Here is an 18,074-nt window from a genome sequence, read left to right as displayed (position 1 = left end):
CTATCTGTGCTCGGTGGGGCAGGACATGACGTCGCGGTGCGTCCGCACGTTCACTCGAGCCGGTCGCGGAGATGTTCCGGCCCGGGCAGGTGCAGGGCCAGGAGCGCGGTGTCGTCGGTGACACCGGTACCGAACGAATCGAGCAGCGCGGTGGCCGCGGAGACGGTTCCGGTGGCGGACGCGGGAGCGAGATCGCGAGCGAAGTCGAGCAACGCCGACTCCCCGTAGAAGCCCTCGGCGGTCCGCGCCTCGGTGAGTCCGTCGGTGTAGAGCAGCAACGTGGCGCCGGCCCCCAGAGTGAAGGTCACGGTGGAGACCGCCGCGTCCGGGAACACCCCGACCAGTTGCCCGCCGGGGGTGTGCAGGTAATCGGCCGTACCGTCGGCGCGCAGCAACAGGGCCGGGGGATGTCCGCCGGAGGCGAGGGTGACGGTGGCGCGGGGACCGCCGGCATCGTCGGTCAGGGTGAGCCGACCGTAGATGACGGTACAGAAGCGGGGATGGCCGCGGCGGTGGTCGCGCACCATGGTGGTGTTCAGATGCCGCAGGACCGCGGTCGGATTCGAGTCGTAGACCGCGGCGGCGCGCAGCGTGTACCGGGCGAGCGAGGTGATCGTGGCGGCGACGGCGCCTTTGCCGCAGACGTCACCGAGAAAGAAACCCCAGGTCCCCGGGGAGATGGGGAAGAGGTCGTAGAAATCGCCGCCGACCTCGTCGGGGGAGGCGGCGTGGTAGTGCGCGGCGACATCGGCCCCCGGAACCGGCTCGAGTGCCGCGGGCAGCAGGGTGCGCTGCAGGGTCGCGTTCAACCGTTGCAGGCGTTCGCGGTCGCGTTCGACCTCGCGGCGTGCGCGCAGCAGTTCGGTTTCGTAGGCGCGGCGCTCGCGGGCGTCGAACACCGTGGTCCGGATCAGCAGCGGCTCCCCGTCGGCTCCGGTTTTCACCGTGGAGGTCACCAGGACGGGTAGCCGCGAGCCGTCGGCTGCCCGGAGTTCGAGTGCGATACCGCTGAGATGGCCCTGCATCCGCAGCAGCGGCGCGAAATGGGTTTCGTGGTAGAGCCGGCCCCCGACGGTCAGCAGATCGTTGAAGTGACGTCGCCCCACCAGGTCTTCGCGCCGGTAACCGAGCCAGTCCAGCAGCGTCGTGTTGATCTTGGCGATCCGCCCGTCGAGCAAGGTGGACAGATAGCCGCAGGGGGCGTTCTCGTACAGGTCTTCGACGTCGTCCTCCAACAGGGCGGTGAACTCCGCGCGTTGGTCCGGGTCATCCGGTTCGAACCCGGCGCGTTCCGGTCCCGGGCCGCCCGCGCGGCACATCATCATGATAGGTCGCGCACGAAGCCGGTGATCACGGCGGCGGTCTCCTCGGGAGCCGCCAGTTGTGGACAGTGGCCGGTCGCGGTGAGGGTCACCAACCGGCTGCCGGGAATCCGGGAATGGACGAATGCGCCGACCTCCGGCGGGGCGATCGCGTCGTTCGAGCACTGCGCCACCAGCGTCGGTACCCGCACGGCCGCGAGATCGTCGCGGTTGTCGGACAGGAACGTCACCCGCGCGAAGGCCCGGGCGATCTCCGGATCGGTGCGGCAGAACGTCGTCTCCAGTTCCTGCGCGAGCTCCGGCCGCTCCGGATTGCCCATGATCACCGGGGCCATGGCTCCCGACCAGCCCAGGTAGTTGGCATCGAGCGATTCGAGCAACTCGTCGATATCTTCGGCGCTGAAGCCGCCCCGGTACCCGCTCGCGGGGTCGTCGATGAAGCAGGGACTCGGGGCCAGCAGCACCAGGCCCCGGAACAACTCCGGCTCCGCCGCGGCGGCCAGTACGCCCATCATGGCCGCCACCGAGTGGCCGACCAGCACCACCGGCCCCCGATCGATCGCCCGGCACACCTGCCGGATGTCCTCGGCGTAACCGGCCATGGTCGAGTACCGCTGTGGGTCCCAGGCCGCCAGATCCGACCGGCCCGAGCCCACGTGATCGAACAGGACGACCCCGAACTGCTGCGCCAACAGGGGCGCCACCAGCCGCCACAGGCCCTGATCACAGCCGAAACCGTGCGCGAGGACCACCACCGGCGCTCCGGCGCGACCTGTCACGACCACACGATTTCTGTTCAGTACATCGACCACGCATTTCATCCTCGCAGAAGTACCCCCAACCGACCGCGCCCAGACGGTCGCCGCGGCGCACTTCGCTTTGCGTACCGCCGGCCGCGCGCCGGCGACCGATCGTCCCCGCCGTAATCGGCTCGATGTGCCCGCCGGCGGGCGTCGCTCCCGTCGCCCAGCGGTTTCGGGATCGGTCGGAACTCCGAACTCTTCCCATCCCGGGTGAGTCGTCGTCATCGCATGGCGGACCACGACGTTTCACACTGGTTGCATGTCTGTGTGCGTCATATCGTGGATGCCGGCCGAACTGACCCACAGTCCGGCCCGGCTGCGGTGACGACAAGCGGGGACATCGTTGAACGAGACTCCGAAAGTGGACACGGACGGGCTGCGGGCCCTGGTGACGACGCTCGAGACGCTGATCACCGAGGCCTCCCGCGTCACCGGAGAACTGAAGGCCGCCATAGCTTCCGCCGAGGCGACTTCGGCGCCGGGCCAGGCGGTCGTTGCCTCCACGGCGGTCACGGTATCGCCCGAACACGCTGTACCGGTGGGGAATCGGCTCGGTTCCGGCGGACCGGCCGGTGCCTCCGCTGCCGTACGCGCACCCGCCTCGACCCCGTGGGCTCGTAAACGGGCAGCCACCTCCGCGGTGGTTCGGCCCGCCCCTCCCGGTACGGCTGCCGCCACGGGCCTCCCGGCATCACCAGCGAAACCGACGATCCGTACCGAAATGCCTGCGGCCGCACGGCCGGCGCCGGTGGCCGGGCCGATACCGGCCGCATCCTCGACGGCCGAATCTTCGGCGGCGGCCGGGGCGCCGCGATCCGCTTCGCCGTCGTCCCCTGTCGTAGCCGACACGGGACCACGGCAAGCGCCGTACCCGGTCGATTCCCCGACAGCTCCGGTGCCGGCCGCCGACACCGTAAGGCCGGCGCACGAGATCCCGCCGCCGGCACCCTCCGGAACCGGCGGTACGCCGCCGACCGTATCCGGTGGGCAAGAAGCCGCTTCCGCGCCGCCGGGCCCGCCGGAGGCGCTGCTCGACACCCGTGCCGCTGCTGCGGACAGCAGCGTGGCCGCGGCGCGCGCCGATGCGCGAGCGCTCCGAGAGCGTGTCGAGCCGTCCGATGCCGCGGCCTGTTCCTCGTCGGACTCGGTACGGGGGCCGGTGGCTCCGCACGCCGAGCCGGTCCTGTCCTCAGGCCGAGCCGAGGTGTCGGCGCCCCCGAACCGAGCCCAGCTCGCGGCCGGGCCGGCCGAACGGCCGCGGATGGCCGCGCACAGCGAAACGGCCCGGCCCCCGGCCCCGGAGCCCCGCCCCGCGCCACGCACGATCGAGTTGCCCCCCGAGTTGTCGCTGCAACTGGGCCGGATCACGGTACCGGCCCGGGCCCGGCCGGTGCTGCGGTCGGACGAACCGGTGCGCAGAGAGGCACCGGCCGAGCCGGTACGCGGGGAGGTACCGGCGGAAGCGATGGGGACAGAGCCACTACCCGGGCCGATGCAATCGGAGCTACCGGACGAACCGGTGCGCACGGAGGAACCGAGGCGCCGGGAGCCGCTGGTCGAGCCGGTGCCCGCCGAGCCGCTGGTCGGGCCGGTGGCCGTGGAGCCGTTGGTCGAGCTGGTGCCCGTGGAGCCGCTGGTCGGACTGGTGGCAGTCGAGTCACCGGTCGAGGCGGTTCCTGCGGAGCCGTCGGTCGGGCTGGTGCCCGTGGAGCCGCTGGTCGGACTGGTGGCGGTGGAGTCACCGGTCGAGGCGGTTCCTGCGGAGTCACCGGCCGGACTGGTGCCCGCGGAGCGGCCCGTCGGGCCGACGGACGCGGAGCCGCTGGTGGGCCCGGAGTCACCTGTCGAGCCGGTTCGCCCGGACCTGCCGGCCGAGCCGGAGACAGCTCCGGCGTTGCACTTGGTGGATGACCCGTCCCCGCCGGATACACTCGCGCCGCCGGACGCGGAGCCGGAGCCGTACTCGCCGCCCGAGGCGCTGACCGTGGTGCCGGGAACGGGTGGCAACCCCGCCGACGCGGTCCGGCTGGCGAAGGATATGGCCCGCAGGCACGGCCTGCGGATCCGTGGCTTCGAGACGGCCGGGCTGGAAACCGAGGTAGTGCATCAGATCGCCGCGGCGCTGAACGATCTGCTCGGGAAGTACACCGTCGAGCTGTACGGCATCGAGGTCACCGAACAACGTGACGATACGATCCGCCGGGAGCGCAAGAAAGCGGCGGAGTCGGGTTCGGCCGAGCCGCCTCCGGTGTGGATCACCCTGGAACGCGCGGAGCTGGTGGGCCCGGGTGCCGTCGGCTCGGGACCGACCAGAAGGCGTTTCCGCCGGGCCGGCGCCACCGGCCGGCCGGCGTACACCGCGGTGGTCCGCGCATTTGCGGCCGCGCTCGACGAGGCAGGGGATTACCGGGCCCGTCAGGAAGCCTGGCGGATCCTGATGGCCGGTTCCCTCAGCGGCGGGCCGGATATCGGCGCGGGGCTGCTGGATCCCGGGCGCGCGCTGGTCGAGGGCTTCGTAGAGGCCGAGTTACACGGTAAACGGGCGGGTGAGGCGGCCAAGGAGCTGCACCGGGCACTCCTGAAAATGGCTCAGGCCGAGTCCGAGGAGTCCACGGCCTGACCCGGGACCCCGCCCGCTGCCGTGGTGTCAGGTATCGGCCCGGGCAGGTGTGGCCGCTCGGACGTCGCGAAGGCCGAGGTTGTCGCGCAGGGTGGTGCCGGTGTACTCGCCGCGTAGGACGCCGCGGTCCTGGAGTAGCGGGACCACCTTGTCGACGAATTCGTCCAGCCCCCACGGCACGAGATGGGAGCCGAGGATGAACCCGTCCGATCCGTTGTCCTGGACGAAGGTATCGATCTGTTCGGCGACCTGGGCGGGTGTGCCGACCAGTGGGCCGCGTTCGAACTGGTCGATCACCACTTCGCGGAGGGTGAGTTTCTTCGCTTCGGCCACCTCACGCAGGCGCCGCGCGGTGGCGAAGCGATCCTGATGGAGGAACGCGCGGCCCTGGATGATCGGCGGTGCGTCGGGATCGGGGTCGATATCGGGGATCGGACCCTGGGGGTCATAACCGGACAGATCGCGATTCCAGATCTGCTCGAGCAGGATCAGCGCGGTCTGCCCGGTGACCTGCTCATCGTGGACGGCGTGGTACTTCTCCACCGCTTCGGCTTCGGTGTCCCCGAGCACGAAACCGGCCGAGGGCAGAATCTCTATCTCATCGGCCGCGCGTCCCGCCGCCACCGCCCGGGCCTTGATCTCGCGGTAGAACTCCGCCGCCTCCGGTAGTTTGCCGTACGGGGAGAAGATCGCGTCGGCGTTGGCGGCCGCGAAATCCCTGCCCTGTGGCGAGGGCGAGTCCCTCGGCCAGGAAGAAGAAGTCGAACTTACCGCGCTCCGCGGTGCGCGCGGTGTGCTCGAAACTGTCGAAAGCGATCTGACTGCCGGCCTCGGGGTGCCACCACGCGGTGTGGTGGTTCACGCCGCCCAGGTAGGCGCCCAGGATGACCTGTTTACGGGGAGTGCTCATGAGGGCCTCGCTCAGGTGGTCGCGTAGCGGTTGGGAACGGTGGTGGGTAGTCCGAGCAGCGCGCGCAGCGATCCGTCCGGGTAGCCGGTGCGGAAGACACCGCGGCGCTGCAGGACGGGAACGAGCCGATCGGTGACGGCGGCCAGATCGTCGACCGCGACGCCGGGCCGCAACCGGAAACCGTCGAGGCCCCGGCCGCTCCAGTCGATGAGCAGCTCGGCGAGTTCGTCGGCGCTGCCCGCGAATACGGCCGCGTCGGAGGCGTACTCGGCGCCCGCCGCCTCGTTCAGGCGGGCCAGGCGCTGCGTTCCCGTCGCGTCCTCGGTATCGAGGAAGACGACGAGATCGGCGTAGACCCGGAGGGGCTCCCCGTCTCGGCCCACCGCCGCCGTCGCCGCGGCGATCTCGTCGAGTATCGAGGCGGGACCGGCTTCGCGGGTGGGCGTGACGAATACCAGATCGGTGCTGCGCGCGGCGAATTCGTAGATCAGTGGCGCGTGGGTTCGGATCGGAGCGGCGGCGACGGCGCGCGCGGCGATAACGAGTGGCGGGGCGCTTGCCGCGGCGGCCGTCCGTCCGCGAACCGGCGCTGTCAACGATTGGGATCAGTTCGAGCCCGGCGAAATACGGTCCTCGGGGACGCCGCGGTCCTTTCCGGGCGCGGGGCCGGCGAACGGTCGACCGTGCGGTGGCGACCGTACGTCGGGGGTACCGACATACTGTCACCTCGTGCGCGCGAGACTGATCGAATCTCCACACCGGGTGGCCGCGGGGCTGGTGGCCCTGCTCGTGTTGGCGGCCGCGGTGGCGGCCACCGTGGTCGCCGACGGACGCGGCCCTGGGCCGGTCGCGGCGACGGCGACCGACCGGTTCAGCGCCGAACGGGCCCTGTTCCACCTGCAGCGCTTCGCGACCGAACCGCGGCCGCTGGGCAGCCCGGCGAGCGACCGGGCCCGGGAGTATCTCACCGGGCAGCTGGAGTCGGCGGGCTTCTCGGTGCAGACCCAGCGCGGTGTCGGCGCGCGGGCGTCGAAAGGGCTCGCGACATTCGGACGGGTGGACAATGTGATCGCCACCCTGCCCGGCCGTGCTTCCACCGGGACGGTTCTCCTGGCCGCACACTATGATTCGGCCGCGACGGGTCCGGGTGCCTCGGATGACGGCGCCGCGGTCGCGGCGATGTTGGAGGTGGGCCGGCTGGTCGCCCGGCAGGGCGATCAGCGCAACGATCTCGTGCTGCTGTTCACCGATGGTGAAGAGGACGGTCTGCTCGGTGCCGAGACGTTCGCCCGGGAGCACCCGCTCGCCCGGGCGGGCGGTGTGGTGCTCAACTGGGAGGCCCGTGGTGTCGCCGGGCCGTCACTGATGTTCGAGACCTCGGTGGACAATGCCGCGCTGGTCTCACTGTTCGCCACCGCCGTGCCGCATCCACGAGGTGATTCGTCGCTGGTCGAGGTGTATCGGATGATGCCGAACTTCACCGATTTCACGGCTCTGTCCGAGGCCGGCTTCAACGGACTCAACTTCGCCTATATCGAGAACTCGTCCTACTACCACACCGCCGGCGACACCATCGGCAACCTCGATCGGGGCAGCCTGCAGCACCACGGCGAGAATATGCTCCACCTCGCCCGCGCGCTGGGTGCGGCCGATCTGGCCGAGGTGCGATCCGGCCACGACGCCACCTACTTCCGCCTCGCGGGCACCATGATCACCTATTCGAACGTGCTGGTCCTGCCCATCGCACTGCTCGCCGTGGTGGCGGTCGGCGCGGTGGTGGTGCTCGCGCGCCGCCGCGACTCGGCGGGATGGGGGCAGCTGCTGCTCGCCGCGGCGTCGGTGGCAGTGCCGCTGGGCGCGGCGGCGCTGCTCGGGCAGGGGATGTGGTCGGTGCTGGAGTGGCTGCGTCCCGCGTACCAGCAGATGGGTGGGTTGCTGCATCGTCCCCGGGTCTATCACTGGGCGCTGGTGGCACTGGCGGTGACGTCGGTACTCGGCTGGTATCTACCGGCACGGCGCCGGTTGGGGCCGGCCGCTCCGGCGATCGGCGCCCTGGTCTGGCCGGCCGGACTCGGTGTGGTGTGCGCGGTGGTGGCGCCCGGCGCCTCGTTCCTGTTCGCGCTACCGGCCCTGTTCGTGGCGCTGGGCACGCTGGCTGCGCTGCTGCCGGTGCGCTGGAGCCTGTGGCCGGTGACGGTGTTCACGCTGGGGGCATCGGCGGCCGCCGCGCTGCTCGGGCCGCTGAGCGGGGACCTGATCGACGGAGTGGGCCTGACGTCCGGCGGGGCCGCCGCGGCCGGTGCGGCGCTGTTCGTGGTGATGGTGCTCCCGCTGATCGAGTTGCTGCTGCCCGGCCCCGCCGCCCGCCGCCGAGTCACTGTCGCGGTGCCGGTGACGGCAGCGGTGGTGTCGGTACTCCTGATCGGCGCGGGAACCGTGGTCGACACCTTCGACGCCCGGCGTCCCGGCCGCGCGCACCTGGCCTATGTCCTGAACTCGGATACCGGTGCGGCGAGCTGGGTGAGCGAGGATATCGAACCGGCCGACTGGACGCGTACCTTCGTGGACAGCACCGATAGTGTCCGGCTCTCACCCGGATACGCCTCGGGCACGGTGTGGACCGGCCCGGCCGAGCCGATGGCGCTCGACGGCCCGATGGTCGAGGTTCTCCATCGCGACGGCGACACCGTCACCGTGCACGTGGCGTCCCGGCGCGCGGCGTCCGGACTGGTGCTGCGCGTCGATCATCGGATCGACCGGGTCGTCGCGGCCGTCGCGGGCGCGGCGCCGATCGAACTGGCCGTCACGGGGGAGCGGGCCGATACCTGGCCGGGCGAGATACGGTTCCGCGACCTGCCGCCGGACGGAGTCGACATCACCGTGCGCACTCCCGGCGCCGACCGCGTCCGGGTGACCGCTGCCGACGAAACCCACGGCCTGGCCGCGGCTCCGGGTTTCCGGCCCCGCCCGGACGATCTCGTCCCCTCGATCCGAGAGGACGGCGAGCGGATCGTGGTGACACGCACCGTAGACCTCTGATCGGGAGTCGGAGGGTGCGGAGACCCGTCCATCGGCGAGAACAGCGCTGCTCAGACCGCGCGCAGATAGTCGATCAGCAGGTCGAGCACTGCTTCGAGGTGGTCGGTCGACCCTGTCGCACGCAGGACCTGGACACCACCCTGGATGCCGGCGATGAACGCGGCGGCGGTGCGCCGGGCCGGGAGTTCGCGCCGGATCTGTCCGGTCTCCTGCATGGCGCGGATACCGCGCTCGATATCGCTTTCCCACTGGGTGAGCAGGGTGGTGACCACCTCGGAGGCACCCGGAGTGTTTCTGACCTGGTCCATCAAGGTGCCCAGCGGGCACAGCCGGCCCTGTGCCCGGTAGCGGGCGACCAGTGCGTCCCGCCAGCGGATCCAGGCCGTCCATGTGGTGAGTTCGGCCAGATGCGGTTGCTGGTCCAGGAGTACGCGGTCGGCTTCCAGCCCGGCGACCGCGAGAAGTAGTTCCTCTTTCCCGCCGGGGAAGTAGTGGAAGATCTGGCCCTTGCTGGTGCCGGTGATGGCTCGGACATCGTCGAGGGTGACAGTGCCGGGCTCGGCGCTGCGCAGATATGTCGCGGCGCCCTCGACGATGCGGTCGCGGGTGGCGCGTCCCTTGGCGGTCAACGTCATGCCGGAAGCCTACTGCCGGCCCGGTTTCGATACGGTTACAAGCGGCGTTCACCTGGAGACCGCGGCCGCTATTTCTGGACTTGCCGGTCCAAAAAAGGCGGATTAGCGTCGCCGGCATGAGTCGACGACTACAGGGACGGACCGCCCTGATAACCGGGTCCACCAGCAATATCGGACGTGCCATCGCCCTGGCCTTCGCCGCCGAGGGGGCCCACGTCGTGGTGTCCGGCCGTGACCGCGGGCGCGGTGCGGACGTGGTGGCCACCATCCGGCGGGCGGGCGGCCGCGCGGACTTCGTAGCGGCCGATCTGGACGGCTCGGCCGAGCGCAGCCACCGGCTCGCCGAGCAATCGCGGCAACTGCTCGGCGGCCGCATCGACATCCTGGTGAACAACGCGGGAATCTATCCGCCGGTCGGCACGGCCTCGGCCCGCGACGCGGATTTCGACCGCGTGTACGGGGTCAATGTCAAGGCGGCGTTCTTCCTCGTGCAGGCGATCGCGCCGGCCATGATCGAGGCGGGCGGCGGGGTGGTGATCAACCTCGGTTCCTGGGTGGCGCGGGTGTCGGTGGGCGCGGGTGCCCTGTACGCCTCGTCGAAAGCGGCGATGGAGGCACTGACCCGGGCGTGGTCTGCGGAGTTCGGCACCCGCGGGATCCGTGTGAACGCCGTGTCTCCGGGGGTGATCCGTGATCCCGCACTGGACCCTGACACCGAGTTCCCCGGCGAACATCTCATGCGCAATACTCCGGCGGGTGCGGCCGGTGGCCCCGACGCCGTCGCCGCCGCCGCGGTATTTCTGGCTTCCGGCGATGCCGCCTTCGTGCACGGAACCGTCCTGGACGTGGACGGTGGGCGGGTGAGCGTCGCCGAGGCGATACCGATCCCGGGGTGAGGTCCGGCGTGGCGGGCCGGGCGGATCGGGTGCCCCGCCGGAAAGGACCCGGTCCGTGCCGAAACCGGATGTGGATCGCAAGAAGGCTTTGTTCGATGCCGAGGCGAGGTTGTCCTGGGTGCTCGCCGGTCTGGCGGGCCTCATCGGCGCCGCGGCCTTCGCTCACACGGCGGGTTATTTCGTCACATTCACGACCGGCAACACCGAACGCGCGATCCTCGGGTACTTCCGCGACGAGGCCGATACGGCGGTGGCCGCCCTGGGCCTGATCGCGGTGTTCGTGGCATTCGGTGTGGGCGCTCTGAACACCTGGTTCCTCGCGAACGGCGAAGTGTCGGTGCCACTGAGCTATGTGACCGGCACACTGGTCGAGATGGTTCAGGGGATCGAACGCCATGTCAGCGGCGGAGATTACGCTGACTGGCTCGGATATTTCCTGCTCTACGCGAGTTTCGGGTTCGGAGCGCTGGCGGGCGGTCTGTTGAGCCTGCTCGTGGCGGGCTGGGCGATGCTCGTCACCGCGACCGGGGTATGCCTCGTTGCCACCGGATACACATATCTACATCTGGACCGGCACGGACCGCTCGCGGAATGGCCGACCTATGAGCACTGCTCTTCCGGCCGCTCGCGACGCCGGCCCGGCGAATCGGGTGCCGCCCGGACGGCGCCGTTGTACGAAGCGGCAATGTCGTCGAAAGGCTCGATAGCAATATTTTTCGGGGCGGGCCGGTACGCACTTCATGAATTCTGCTGCACGCCTTTACCGTCCGGTGGCGCCGAAATACTCTGGGCGCAAGGGGCCGCCGGACGGTCGGTGGCTCGGTCGTTTCCGAGAGCGAGGGAAAATGTCCGGCCCGTCGAAGAAACCTCTCGTTCCCCCGCGCTGGTTCGTCAGATCTTTCTGGGCGGGCCACCGCCTGGTCTACCGGCTCACCGCGCGCGGTCTGGTGCGCCCCGAACACCACGGCCGGATGGGAATGCTGCGGCTGCGGACCCGGGGGCGGCGCACGGGCCGGGAGCGCGCGGTGATCCTGGGTTATTTCCGGGACGGCGACGATTTCGTCACCCTGGCGATGAACGGCTGGGCCGAGTCCGCGCCGGCCTGGTGGCTCAATCTGCGGGCGGATCCCGCTGCCGAGGCCGACACCGTGGACGGTGTGGTGCGGGTCCGGGGCAGGGAAGCCACCGGCGCCGAGCGCGATCGTTTGTGGAAGGAGTTTCCACGCTACAAGGGCTGGGGCGGTGCGGATTTCGAATCGCACGCGGCATCGCGTTCCCACGACACCCCGGTGGTCGTGCTCGAGCGGGTGTAGCCCGGACGCCGGTGGCCGAACACGCGGCCACCGGCGTCCGAGGCGGGCGGAGTGCCGTCGCACTCAGTCCGGCGGCTCCTGCGTCTCGTCGGCGACGGTCACCTCCGGCGCGATCTCGCGCGTGGCCATCCCGCCGTCGCGACCTCGGTCGACCGGGCCCGGCCGGCCGCCTTCGGGCTCGTCGTTCTCGTTCTTCTCGGTGCGTTTCGCTTCGGTCAAGACCACTCCTTTCGCTGTGGCTTCGGCCTACCCCGGTTCCCGTGTTCGAAAAGGGGAAATTCGGGCGCGCGTCCGCGGGTTTGCGCCGGAGCACTCGGGGTACCGCGTTCGGGCTGCCGGGCCGACTTCTCGGAAGGGAGAGCGCGTGGATTACCTACAGAAGGCGAAAGAGGAAGTGGTCACCCTCGTCGGCCGAGCCGTGGGTTCGGTGTCCGGCGGAACCGGCAGGTGCGCCCTGACGATCGAGCGGCCGCGCGCGGTAGTGGAAGAATTCTGGCGTGACCCGGACAACCTGTCCCGCGTATTCGACGGGTTCGCCGACGTGCGCTCGACAGCCCCGGACCGTTACGAATGGACTGCGACGCCGGACGGTGCGGACGCGATCGGCTGGGAGAGCGTGCTGCTGACGGAGCAGAACGGACTACAGTTCGTCGACGCGGTGGATCCCGAGCGTGCGCGGATCGAGCTGGAATTCACCGACGCGCCCCGGGGCCGGGGCACCGAAGTGCGCATATCGGCGACGGCACCGCTGCCGCGGCAGCTCACCGGCGCGGCGATCTTCGCGGTCCTCTATCGCGCGCGTGCGCTGATGCAGACGGGAGAAGTACCCACCCTCGACCGGAACCCCAGCGGCCGGGCCGGACAGGAGGCATGATGCGTGCACTGTGCTGGAACGGGGTCAACGATCTCGCGGTCGAAACCGTGCCCGATCCGGGTCTGGTCAATCCGCACGATGTGATCGTGCGGGTGACGCTGACGACGACCTGCGGCTCGGACCTGCATTTCATCGACGGCTATCTACCCGGGATGCGGGCGGGCGACGTGTTCGGCCACGAGTTCATGGGGGAGGTGGTCGAGACCGGCGCGGAGGTCACCGCGACCAAGGTGGGGGACCGGGTGGTGGTGCCGTCGTTCATCGGATGCGGAACGTGCTGGTATTGCGAACACGACCTGTACTCGGTGTGTGACACCACCAACCCCAATGCCGCCCTGCAGCAACCGGTCTTCGGTCATCCGACCGGTGGTATCTACGGGTACACCCATCCGTTCGGCGGGTACCAGGGTTCGCACGCGAACTACATCCGTGTCCCCTTCGGCGATGTCAACTGCTTCACCGTGCCGGAGGGCATCACCGACGAACAGGCGCTGTTCTGCTCCGACGCGGTCCCCACGGGCCTCATGGGCGCCGACTTCTGCGATATCGCTCCCGGTGACACCGTCGCGGTGTGGGGCGGTGGCGGGGTCGGTCTGATGGCGGCGCACTCCGCCCGGCTGCTCGGCGCCGAGCGGGCCGTGGTGATCGACCGGATCCCGGAACGCCTGGCTCTCGCCCGGGACCGATACGACGCGGAGACGATCGACTACACCGCGGTGGACAGTGTCCAGGAGGCCTTACTCGAGATGACCGGTGGCAGAGGCCCCGACGCGTGTATCGACGCGGTGGGTATGGAGGGGCACGGAACAGGTTTGCAGCAGCTCTACGACCGGGCCAAACAATTGCTGCGCCTGGAAACCGACCGGGCGACCTCGCTGCGCCAGGCCCTGCTGGCCTGCCGTAAAGGTGGCGTCGTCTCGGTGCTCGGTATCTACGGCCTCACCGACAAATTCCCGATGGGGGTGGTGACGAACAAAAGCCTCACCATCCGGACCGCGCAGCAGCACGGGCAGCGGTACATGCCGCGGATGTTCGACTACATCCAGCAGGGCGATCTCGACCCCTCCCATCTGATCACCCACGATCTACCGCTGGAGGACGCGGTGCGCGGCTACGAGCTGTTCAAAACCAAACAGGAGGGTTGCATACGGGCGGTCTTCCGGCCGTGAACGCCGTTTTCCACCGACGGGCGCGAGTTCGATGAAGGTCGTGGTCACCGGAGCCACCGGCAATGTGGGGACCGCACTGCTGCGCTCGTCCGGGAACGGACCGGACCTGGTCGGGATCGCCCGCCGCCGTCCGCCACGGGGACGGGAGCCGTACGACAGGGCCCGGTGGGTCTCATGCGATATCGGGGATCCGGCGGCGGCGACCCTCCTGCCGAAAGCTTTCGCCGGGGCCGACGTCGTGGTCCATCTGGCCTGGGCAGTGCATCCGCAACGCACTGATCCGCCACTGACCAGGACAAACGCCACCGGAACCGCCAATGTTCTGCGTGCGGTCACCGAGGCAGGGGTGCGGCATGTGGTGTGCGCGTCCTCGGCGGCCGCCTACACTCCCGCCGCGCGGTGGAGTCGCGTCGACGAGCAGTGGCCGTGCGGTGGACTGTCCACGAGCGCCTACAGCAGGGGTAAAGCCGAGCTCGAGGCGCAACTCGACGCGTTCGAACGTCGGCAGCCCGCGGTACGGGTAGCCCGTATCCGGCCGTGTGCTGTCGTACAGAGCGACGCGGCCGCGGAAATGGGCGATTGGTTGTTCGGCCGGTGGCTGCCGCGCGCGGTGCTCGGCCGTCCCGGAGTGCCCGTTCCGCTGTGGAACGGCCTGCGCCTGCAGTTGGTGCATGCCGCGGATGTCGCCGCGGCCATCGGCTCGATCGTCGAACAACGCGCCACCGGCGCCTTCAACCTCGCCGCCGATCCCGTGCTCACCGCCACCGACCTGGCCGCGGTATTCGGGGGCTTCCGAGTGCCCGTGCCGCATCGGGTGCTGACCGTGGGCGCCGGCATGAGCTGGCGGCTGGGTGTGCAGCCACTGCATCCGGCCTGGCTCCGGCTGGCCGACCGCGCATGCCTGGTGGACGCGGGCCGAGCCGCCCGCGAACTCGGCTGGACACCGCGACACGACGCGGTCGCCGCCTGCGCCGAGCTCGCCGCGGCGATGCGCGCCGAACGGTCCGGTCCGAGTGCGCCCCTCGCGCCGGAGCATCCTGCTTTCCGATTGGGCAGACCGACCCACCAGAGCCAACGTCCGACCACCCGGGCCCCGGCGGCGGCAGGAGCCGGGCCGCGGACCGGCGGGTCAGCCCGGGGAACGGGGGGAGCGCCCGACGGCGAGGGCGGCGAAGCGCTGGAGTGATTCCCGGTTGCGTGGCACCAACGCCAAGTCCTGGACCGGCCCGGGGAGAAACTTCCCGGGGCCGTGGACAACGCGTTCGGTCATCGCTACTTCGGTTCGGTCGGGTCCGTGCTCGGTGAGGTCGAGCCGGATATAGGCCGCACCCGCCGGCCACAGCCGGGCCTCGAGTTCGAGGCGGTGTGGTGCGTCGACCGAGCGAACTTTCGTGGTGTCCTGCCGGGCCAGGGGCCAACCGCCCACGCTGTGATGGATACGGGTGCCCACCTGCGGCCACCCGGGGTCGACCTTGCGGATATGCGAAGCGCCGACCACCCACAGCCCGTACAGCCAGCCGTCGGCGAGGACCGCGAACGCGTCCTGTACAGGTACCGGTATCTCCACACTCGGTTCGGCCGCCATTGCTCCTCCGATCTTCCGAACCACCTCGGTCACCGGGGCGCGGCTTGCCGCGCAGCGAATGCGGGCGCCGTACCCGGGATCGGCAGCGCGAAACATCGATCCCGGCGGGGCGCGGTGTTCGTCCGGCACGGGGGTTTGCCGGTCGGAGTGCGGGGCACCCGGCGGGCAGGCCGGAGCGGGACCTGCCCGCTCCGGCGGCCAGGAGGAAAGGACGAGTGCCCGTGCCGAACCGAAACCTCACCACCGACCCGACCGCCCGCTCGCCGGTACAGCTCGCCGCTACGGTGGTCGGCGCGGTCTTCTTGCTGGTCGGAGTGCTCGGCTTCATACCCGGGATCACCACGGGCTACGGGGATCTCGCGTGGGCGGGGCACCATTCCCAGGCTCAGTTGCTCGGTCTCTTCAACGTGTCGGTGCTGCACAACCTCGTGCATCTGGCATTCGGTGTCGCCGGTCTGATCGCGGGCGCGCGACCCCGTGCGGCCCGGGCCTACCTCCTGGTGGGCGGCGCGATCTATCTGCTGCTCTGGCTGTACGGGCTGATCGTCGATCAGCACAGCGCCGCCGATTTCGTGCCACTGGACACCGCCGACAACTGGCTGCACTTCGGTCTCGGCGTGGGCATGGTGCTGCTCGGCGTCGCGCTGCCCCGGCACAGTGACGATGTGGGGCGCCACTTGTCCGATCGGCAGCCCGGCATCATCGAGTAGGAGCAGGACAGCGAGTGGATGGACGAGAACGAGCCGTACCCGAGCCGGCCGGGCCCGCCGCGCGGGACGCCGGTGAGCGAAACGGCCACGCTTCGCCCATGGTGGTCGGTGTGGTGGCCGATCCCGATCTCCCGGTGCGGCTGGCCCGGGAACTGGTGCAAAACCTGCCCGCGGAGCTGGCCCGTCGCGGTGACCCGTCGCGATGGCAGCTCGAGGTCCTCGACGATCCGTTCGAGGCCATGTACCCCGATCTGGAATATCTGATCGACAAAGCCGGACGGCACGTCCGCGATACGGCATGGGATCTGGCGCTGTGCCTCACCGACGTACCGATACGCAGCGACGGCGAGATCCTGGTGATGAGCTTGGATCTGCGCCACCGGGTGGCGCTCGTCTCGCTGCCCGCGCTCGGCGGCCTCGGCATACGGCAGCGGCTGCAGAAGGTGGCCGCGGTGATCGTCGCTGCCCTGTCGGCCCCGGACCGGAGGGCGGCCGGGCGGGTGGTGGCCGAGGCAACGGTCCACGTCCGGCGCAGCCGGGTCCGGATCGATGCGGAAGACAGCGGGGTGCGGGTGGTCTGCGGCCGGGCGGCGGGCTATCCCGCGTTGCTCGCGGGCATGGTGCGGGCGAACAGGCCCTGGCGGCTGTTCGTGGGCCTGTCCGCGGCGCTGGGTAGTGCGCTGGCCGGTACGGCGTTCGGGGTGCTGTATTCCAGTATCTGGCAGCTGGCGAACGCGATGGGCACTCTCCGCCTCACCGGGGTGGCGCTGGCCTCGGTCATTGCGTTGACCGTGTGGATCGTGGTGGGGCACGGACTCTGGGAGCGGCGCGGCCCCGGGAAGCCCGCCCACGGACACGACACCGCACTGCACAATGCCGGAACCGCTGTCACAGTGGGTATCGGCGCCGGGGTCTTCTTCGTCGTGCTGTTCCTGCTGACTCTGGCCGCCGTCTGCCTGGTGATCCCGCCGTCCTATCTCGCGAGCGTGCTCGGCGGCCCCGTCGGTTTCGCCGACTACCTCATGATCGCGGTGATGGCCAGTGCGCTGGGTACCGTGGCCGGCGCCGTCGGTTCCGGATGGGAGGACGACATCACCGTCCGCAAGGCGACATACGGGTACCGCGAACAGGAACGCCGTGGCCTGGTCGCCCGCGGCGACCGGCCCGGGCGATTTTGATCGCGGGTGGCAGCGGTGTGCCGGACCGCTCCGGCGGGGGCCTCAGAGAATCGGATTTCCCCCGGTCACCGCGACCCGCGCGCCCGAAACATAGCTGCCCTCGTCGGAGGCGAGCAGGACATAGATGGGGGCCAGCTCGGCGGGTTGCCCGGCGCGCCCGAGCGGCGTGCTGTCGCCGAACGCGGTGACCTTCTTGTCGGGCATGGTGGAGGGGATCAGCGGGGTCCAGATCGGCCCGGGGGCGACACTGTTCACCCGGATTCCCCTCTCGCCCAGGAGTTGCGCGAGACTCGCGGAGAAATTGGCTATGCCGGCTTTGGTGGCCGCGTAGGGCGCCAGGGTGGGGGAGGGGGAATCGGAGTTCACCGACGAACTGCCGATGATCGAGGCGCCCGGACGCATATGCGGTAGCGCGGCTTTCACCAGGTAGAAGTACGCGCCCATATTGAGTTTCCAGGTGTAGTCGAACTCTTCGTCGCTGATCTCCTCGAGCGTCTCGTGCGTCATCTGGTAGGCGGCATTGCTGACGAGCACGTCGATCGTGCCGAAGGCGCCGGCGGCGCGCTCGATCACGGACCGGCAGTGGGCCGGGTCGGACAGATCGCCCGGGACCAGGATCGCCTTGCGGCCCGCTTCCTCGACCAGTGCGCCCACTTCCGCGGCATCGTCGTGTTCGTCGAGGTAGGAGATCAGTACATCGGCCCCCTCCCGGGCGAAGGCGATGGCGACCGCCCGGCCGATACCGCTGTCGGCGCCGGTGATCACCGCCGATTTACCGGTGAGCTTGCCGCTTCCGCGATAGGTTTTCTCGCCACAATCGGGGACGGGTGTCATCACGGACTGGATGCCGGGTACCTTTTGCTGCTGTTCCGGGAAACCCATGATCTTGCTCCTTTCACGGCATAGGTCACCACCGTGGTGGTGTGGTGATCGAAGGGCGGATTACCGGACCGAGCCGTTCGAAACCGAGCGTGCCGAATCGGTACACGGGGGCGAGTTCCGGGCGTCGTGCGCGCCCCC

At 70.0% G+C, this 18,074-nt stretch carries 16 protein-coding genes and 2 pseudogenes; 10 read left to right on the top strand and 8 right to left on the bottom strand.

Features of this window, described 5'->3' with window-relative positions:
* Window positions 1-50 precede the first annotated feature (50 nt).
* Together IG75_RS0106915 and IG75_RS0106910 are read right to left on the bottom strand one after the other, a co-directional pair.
* Window positions 51-1,325: a SpoIIE family protein phosphatase gene (locus IG75_RS0106915; protein WP_245713058.1), complete on the bottom strand. Its 1,275-nt coding sequence runs from the start codon at window positions 1,323-1,325 to the stop codon at window positions 51-53.
* Window positions 1,322-2,143, bottom strand: coding sequence for an alpha/beta fold hydrolase (locus tag IG75_RS0106910; protein ID WP_030520319.1), 822 nt, complete (start codon window positions 2,141-2,143; stop codon window positions 1,322-1,324). Before IG75_RS0106910 ends, IG75_RS0106915 begins: the two co-directional genes overlap by 4 nt.
* A gap of 1,186 nt (window positions 2,144-3,329) precedes the next feature.
* On the opposite strand from IG75_RS0106910, the gene IG75_RS37210 reads away from it, so the two are divergent.
* Window positions 3,330-4,745, top strand: a complete 1,416-nt coding sequence (locus IG75_RS37210) for a hypothetical protein (RefSeq protein WP_156058675.1) — start codon at window positions 3,330-3,332, stop codon at window positions 4,743-4,745.
* A 27-nt stretch (window positions 4,746-4,772) separates the two neighbouring features.
* On the opposite strand, the pseudogene IG75_RS36130 reads toward IG75_RS37210, so the two are convergent.
* Both IG75_RS36130 and IG75_RS0106890 read right to left on the bottom strand, forming a co-directional pair.
* A pseudogene (locus IG75_RS36130) lies at window positions 4,773-5,655 on the bottom strand (LLM class flavin-dependent oxidoreductase).
* A gap of 11 nt (window positions 5,656-5,666) precedes the next feature.
* Window positions 5,667-6,251 (bottom strand): LLM class oxidoreductase, encoded by a 585-nt coding sequence (locus IG75_RS0106890; protein WP_030520316.1) that lies wholly within the window; start codon window positions 6,249-6,251, stop codon window positions 5,667-5,669.
* Window positions 6,252-6,384: 133 nt separating this feature from the next.
* Here IG75_RS0106890 and IG75_RS0106885 point away from each other — a divergent pair, with 133 nt between their 5' ends.
* On the top strand, window positions 6,385-8,694 hold the full coding sequence (locus IG75_RS0106885; RefSeq protein ID WP_030520315.1) for a M28 family peptidase: 2,310 nt from the start codon (window positions 6,385-6,387) through the stop codon (window positions 8,692-8,694).
* A 50-nt stretch (window positions 8,695-8,744) separates the two neighbouring features.
* Here IG75_RS0106885 and IG75_RS0106880 read toward each other — a convergent pair whose 3' ends face one another.
* Window positions 8,745-9,329 carry a TetR/AcrR family transcriptional regulator gene (locus IG75_RS0106880; RefSeq protein WP_030520314.1) on the bottom strand — a complete coding sequence of 195 codons (585 nt, stop codon included), beginning with the start codon at window positions 9,327-9,329 and terminating at the stop codon, window positions 8,745-8,747.
* 116 nt (window positions 9,330-9,445) lie between these two features.
* Between IG75_RS0106880 and IG75_RS0106875 the strand changes: the two genes are divergently transcribed.
* The 3 genes and pseudogenes from IG75_RS0106875 to IG75_RS0106870 all read left to right on the top strand — a co-directional run bounded on the left by IG75_RS0106875 (window position 9,446) and on the right by IG75_RS0106870 (window position 11,538).
* A complete protein-coding gene (locus tag IG75_RS0106875; RefSeq protein ID WP_030520313.1) occupies window positions 9,446-10,225 on the top strand; it encodes an SDR family NAD(P)-dependent oxidoreductase in 780 nt (259 codons plus the stop codon).
* 55 nt (window positions 10,226-10,280) lie between these two features.
* Window positions 10,281-10,817, top strand: a pseudogene (locus IG75_RS38115) (DUF1275 family protein); the annotation flags it as partial.
* 253 nt (window positions 10,818-11,070) lie between these two features.
* Window positions 11,071-11,538, top strand: a complete 468-nt coding sequence (locus tag IG75_RS0106870; protein WP_030520312.1) for a nitroreductase/quinone reductase family protein — start codon at window positions 11,071-11,073, stop codon at window positions 11,536-11,538.
* A gap of 63 nt (window positions 11,539-11,601) precedes the next feature.
* Here IG75_RS0106870 and IG75_RS39695 read toward each other — a convergent pair whose 3' ends face one another.
* Window positions 11,602-11,757: a hypothetical protein gene (locus IG75_RS39695; RefSeq protein ID WP_168165612.1), complete on the bottom strand. Its 156-nt coding sequence runs from the start codon at window positions 11,755-11,757 to the stop codon at window positions 11,602-11,604.
* A 145-nt stretch (window positions 11,758-11,902) separates the two neighbouring features.
* Here IG75_RS39695 and IG75_RS0106860 point away from each other — a divergent pair, with 145 nt between their 5' ends.
* From IG75_RS0106860 to IG75_RS0106850, 3 genes are read left to right on the top strand one after another with little or no spacing between them, the layout of a single operon-like run.
* The gene (locus IG75_RS0106860) at window positions 11,903-12,412 is read left to right on the top strand and encodes an SRPBCC family protein (protein WP_030520311.1); all 510 of its coding nucleotides are present in this window, start codon (window positions 11,903-11,905) and stop codon (window positions 12,410-12,412) included.
* Window positions 12,412-13,581 (top strand): zinc-dependent alcohol dehydrogenase, encoded by a 1,170-nt coding sequence (locus IG75_RS0106855; protein WP_030520310.1) that lies wholly within the window; start codon window positions 12,412-12,414, stop codon window positions 13,579-13,581. Before IG75_RS0106860 ends, IG75_RS0106855 begins: the two co-directional genes overlap by 1 nt.
* 31 nt (window positions 13,582-13,612) lie before the next feature.
* A complete protein-coding gene (locus IG75_RS0106850; protein ID WP_063834092.1) occupies window positions 13,613-14,767 on the top strand; it encodes an NAD-dependent epimerase/dehydratase family protein in 1,155 nt (384 codons plus the stop codon).
* Here IG75_RS0106850 and IG75_RS0106845 read toward each other — a convergent pair.
* Window positions 14,711-15,166 (bottom strand): SRPBCC family protein, encoded by a 456-nt coding sequence (locus IG75_RS0106845; protein WP_036512239.1) that lies wholly within the window; start codon window positions 15,164-15,166, stop codon window positions 14,711-14,713. The two genes, IG75_RS0106850 and IG75_RS0106845, sit on opposite strands and share 57 nt — an antisense overlap.
* A gap of 221 nt (window positions 15,167-15,387) precedes the next feature.
* Here IG75_RS0106845 and IG75_RS0106840 point away from each other — a divergent pair, with 221 nt between their 5' ends.
* A complete protein-coding gene (locus tag IG75_RS0106840; protein WP_030520307.1) occupies window positions 15,388-15,876 on the top strand; it encodes a DUF4383 domain-containing protein in 489 nt (162 codons plus the stop codon).
* 14 nt (window positions 15,877-15,890) lie between these two features.
* Window positions 15,891-17,054, top strand: a complete 1,164-nt coding sequence (locus IG75_RS0106835) for a hypothetical protein (protein WP_156058673.1) — start codon at window positions 15,891-15,893, stop codon at window positions 17,052-17,054.
* Between the two features lie 42 nt (window positions 17,055-17,096).
* On the opposite strand, the gene IG75_RS0106830 is transcribed toward IG75_RS0106835, so the two are convergent.
* Window positions 17,097-17,936: an SDR family oxidoreductase gene (locus IG75_RS0106830; RefSeq protein ID WP_030520305.1), complete on the bottom strand. Its 840-nt coding sequence runs from the start codon at window positions 17,934-17,936 to the stop codon at window positions 17,097-17,099.
* Window positions 17,937-18,074: the final 138 nt, after the last annotated feature.

The organism is Nocardia rhamnosiphila NBRC 108938 (genome assembly GCF_000720425.1).
Classification (GTDB): domain Bacteria; phylum Actinomycetota; class Actinomycetes; order Mycobacteriales; family Mycobacteriaceae; genus Nocardia; species Nocardia rhamnosiphila.
Note: the sequence above shows the minus strand (reverse complement) of the source record. Positions and strands in the feature narration are given on the sequence as shown.

Bases quoted from the DNA above. Each gene is read 5' to 3' on its own strand.
- IG75_RS0106830 (WP_030520305.1), bottom strand. From the start codon at position 17,936: ATGGGTTTCCCGGAACAGCAGCAAAAGGTACCCGGCATCCAGTCCGTG.
- IG75_RS0106875 (WP_030520313.1), top strand. From the start codon at position 9,446: ATGAGTCGACGACTACAGGGACGGACCGCCCTGATAACCGGGTCCACC.
- IG75_RS0106870 (WP_030520312.1), top strand. From the start codon at position 11,071: ATGTCCGGCCCGTCGAAGAAACCTCTCGTTCCCCCGCGCTGGTTCGTC.
- IG75_RS0106850 (WP_063834092.1), top strand. From the start codon at position 13,613: ATGAAGGTCGTGGTCACCGGAGCCACCGGCAATGTGGGGACCGCACTG.
- IG75_RS0106880 (WP_030520314.1), bottom strand. From the start codon at position 9,329: ATGACGTTGACCGCCAAGGGACGCGCCACCCGCGACCGCATCGTCGAG.
- IG75_RS0106915 (WP_245713058.1), bottom strand. From the start codon at position 1,325: ATGATGATGTGCCGCGCGGGCGGCCCGGGACCGGAACGCGCCGGGTTC.
- IG75_RS0106845 (WP_036512239.1), bottom strand. From the start codon at position 15,166: ATGGCGGCCGAACCGAGTGTGGAGATACCGGTACCTGTACAGGACGCG.
- IG75_RS0106910 (WP_030520319.1), bottom strand. From the start codon at position 2,143: ATGAAATGCGTGGTCGATGTACTGAACAGAAATCGTGTGGTCGTGACA.
- IG75_RS0106855 (WP_030520310.1), top strand. From the start codon at position 12,412: ATGCGTGCACTGTGCTGGAACGGGGTCAACGATCTCGCGGTCGAAACC.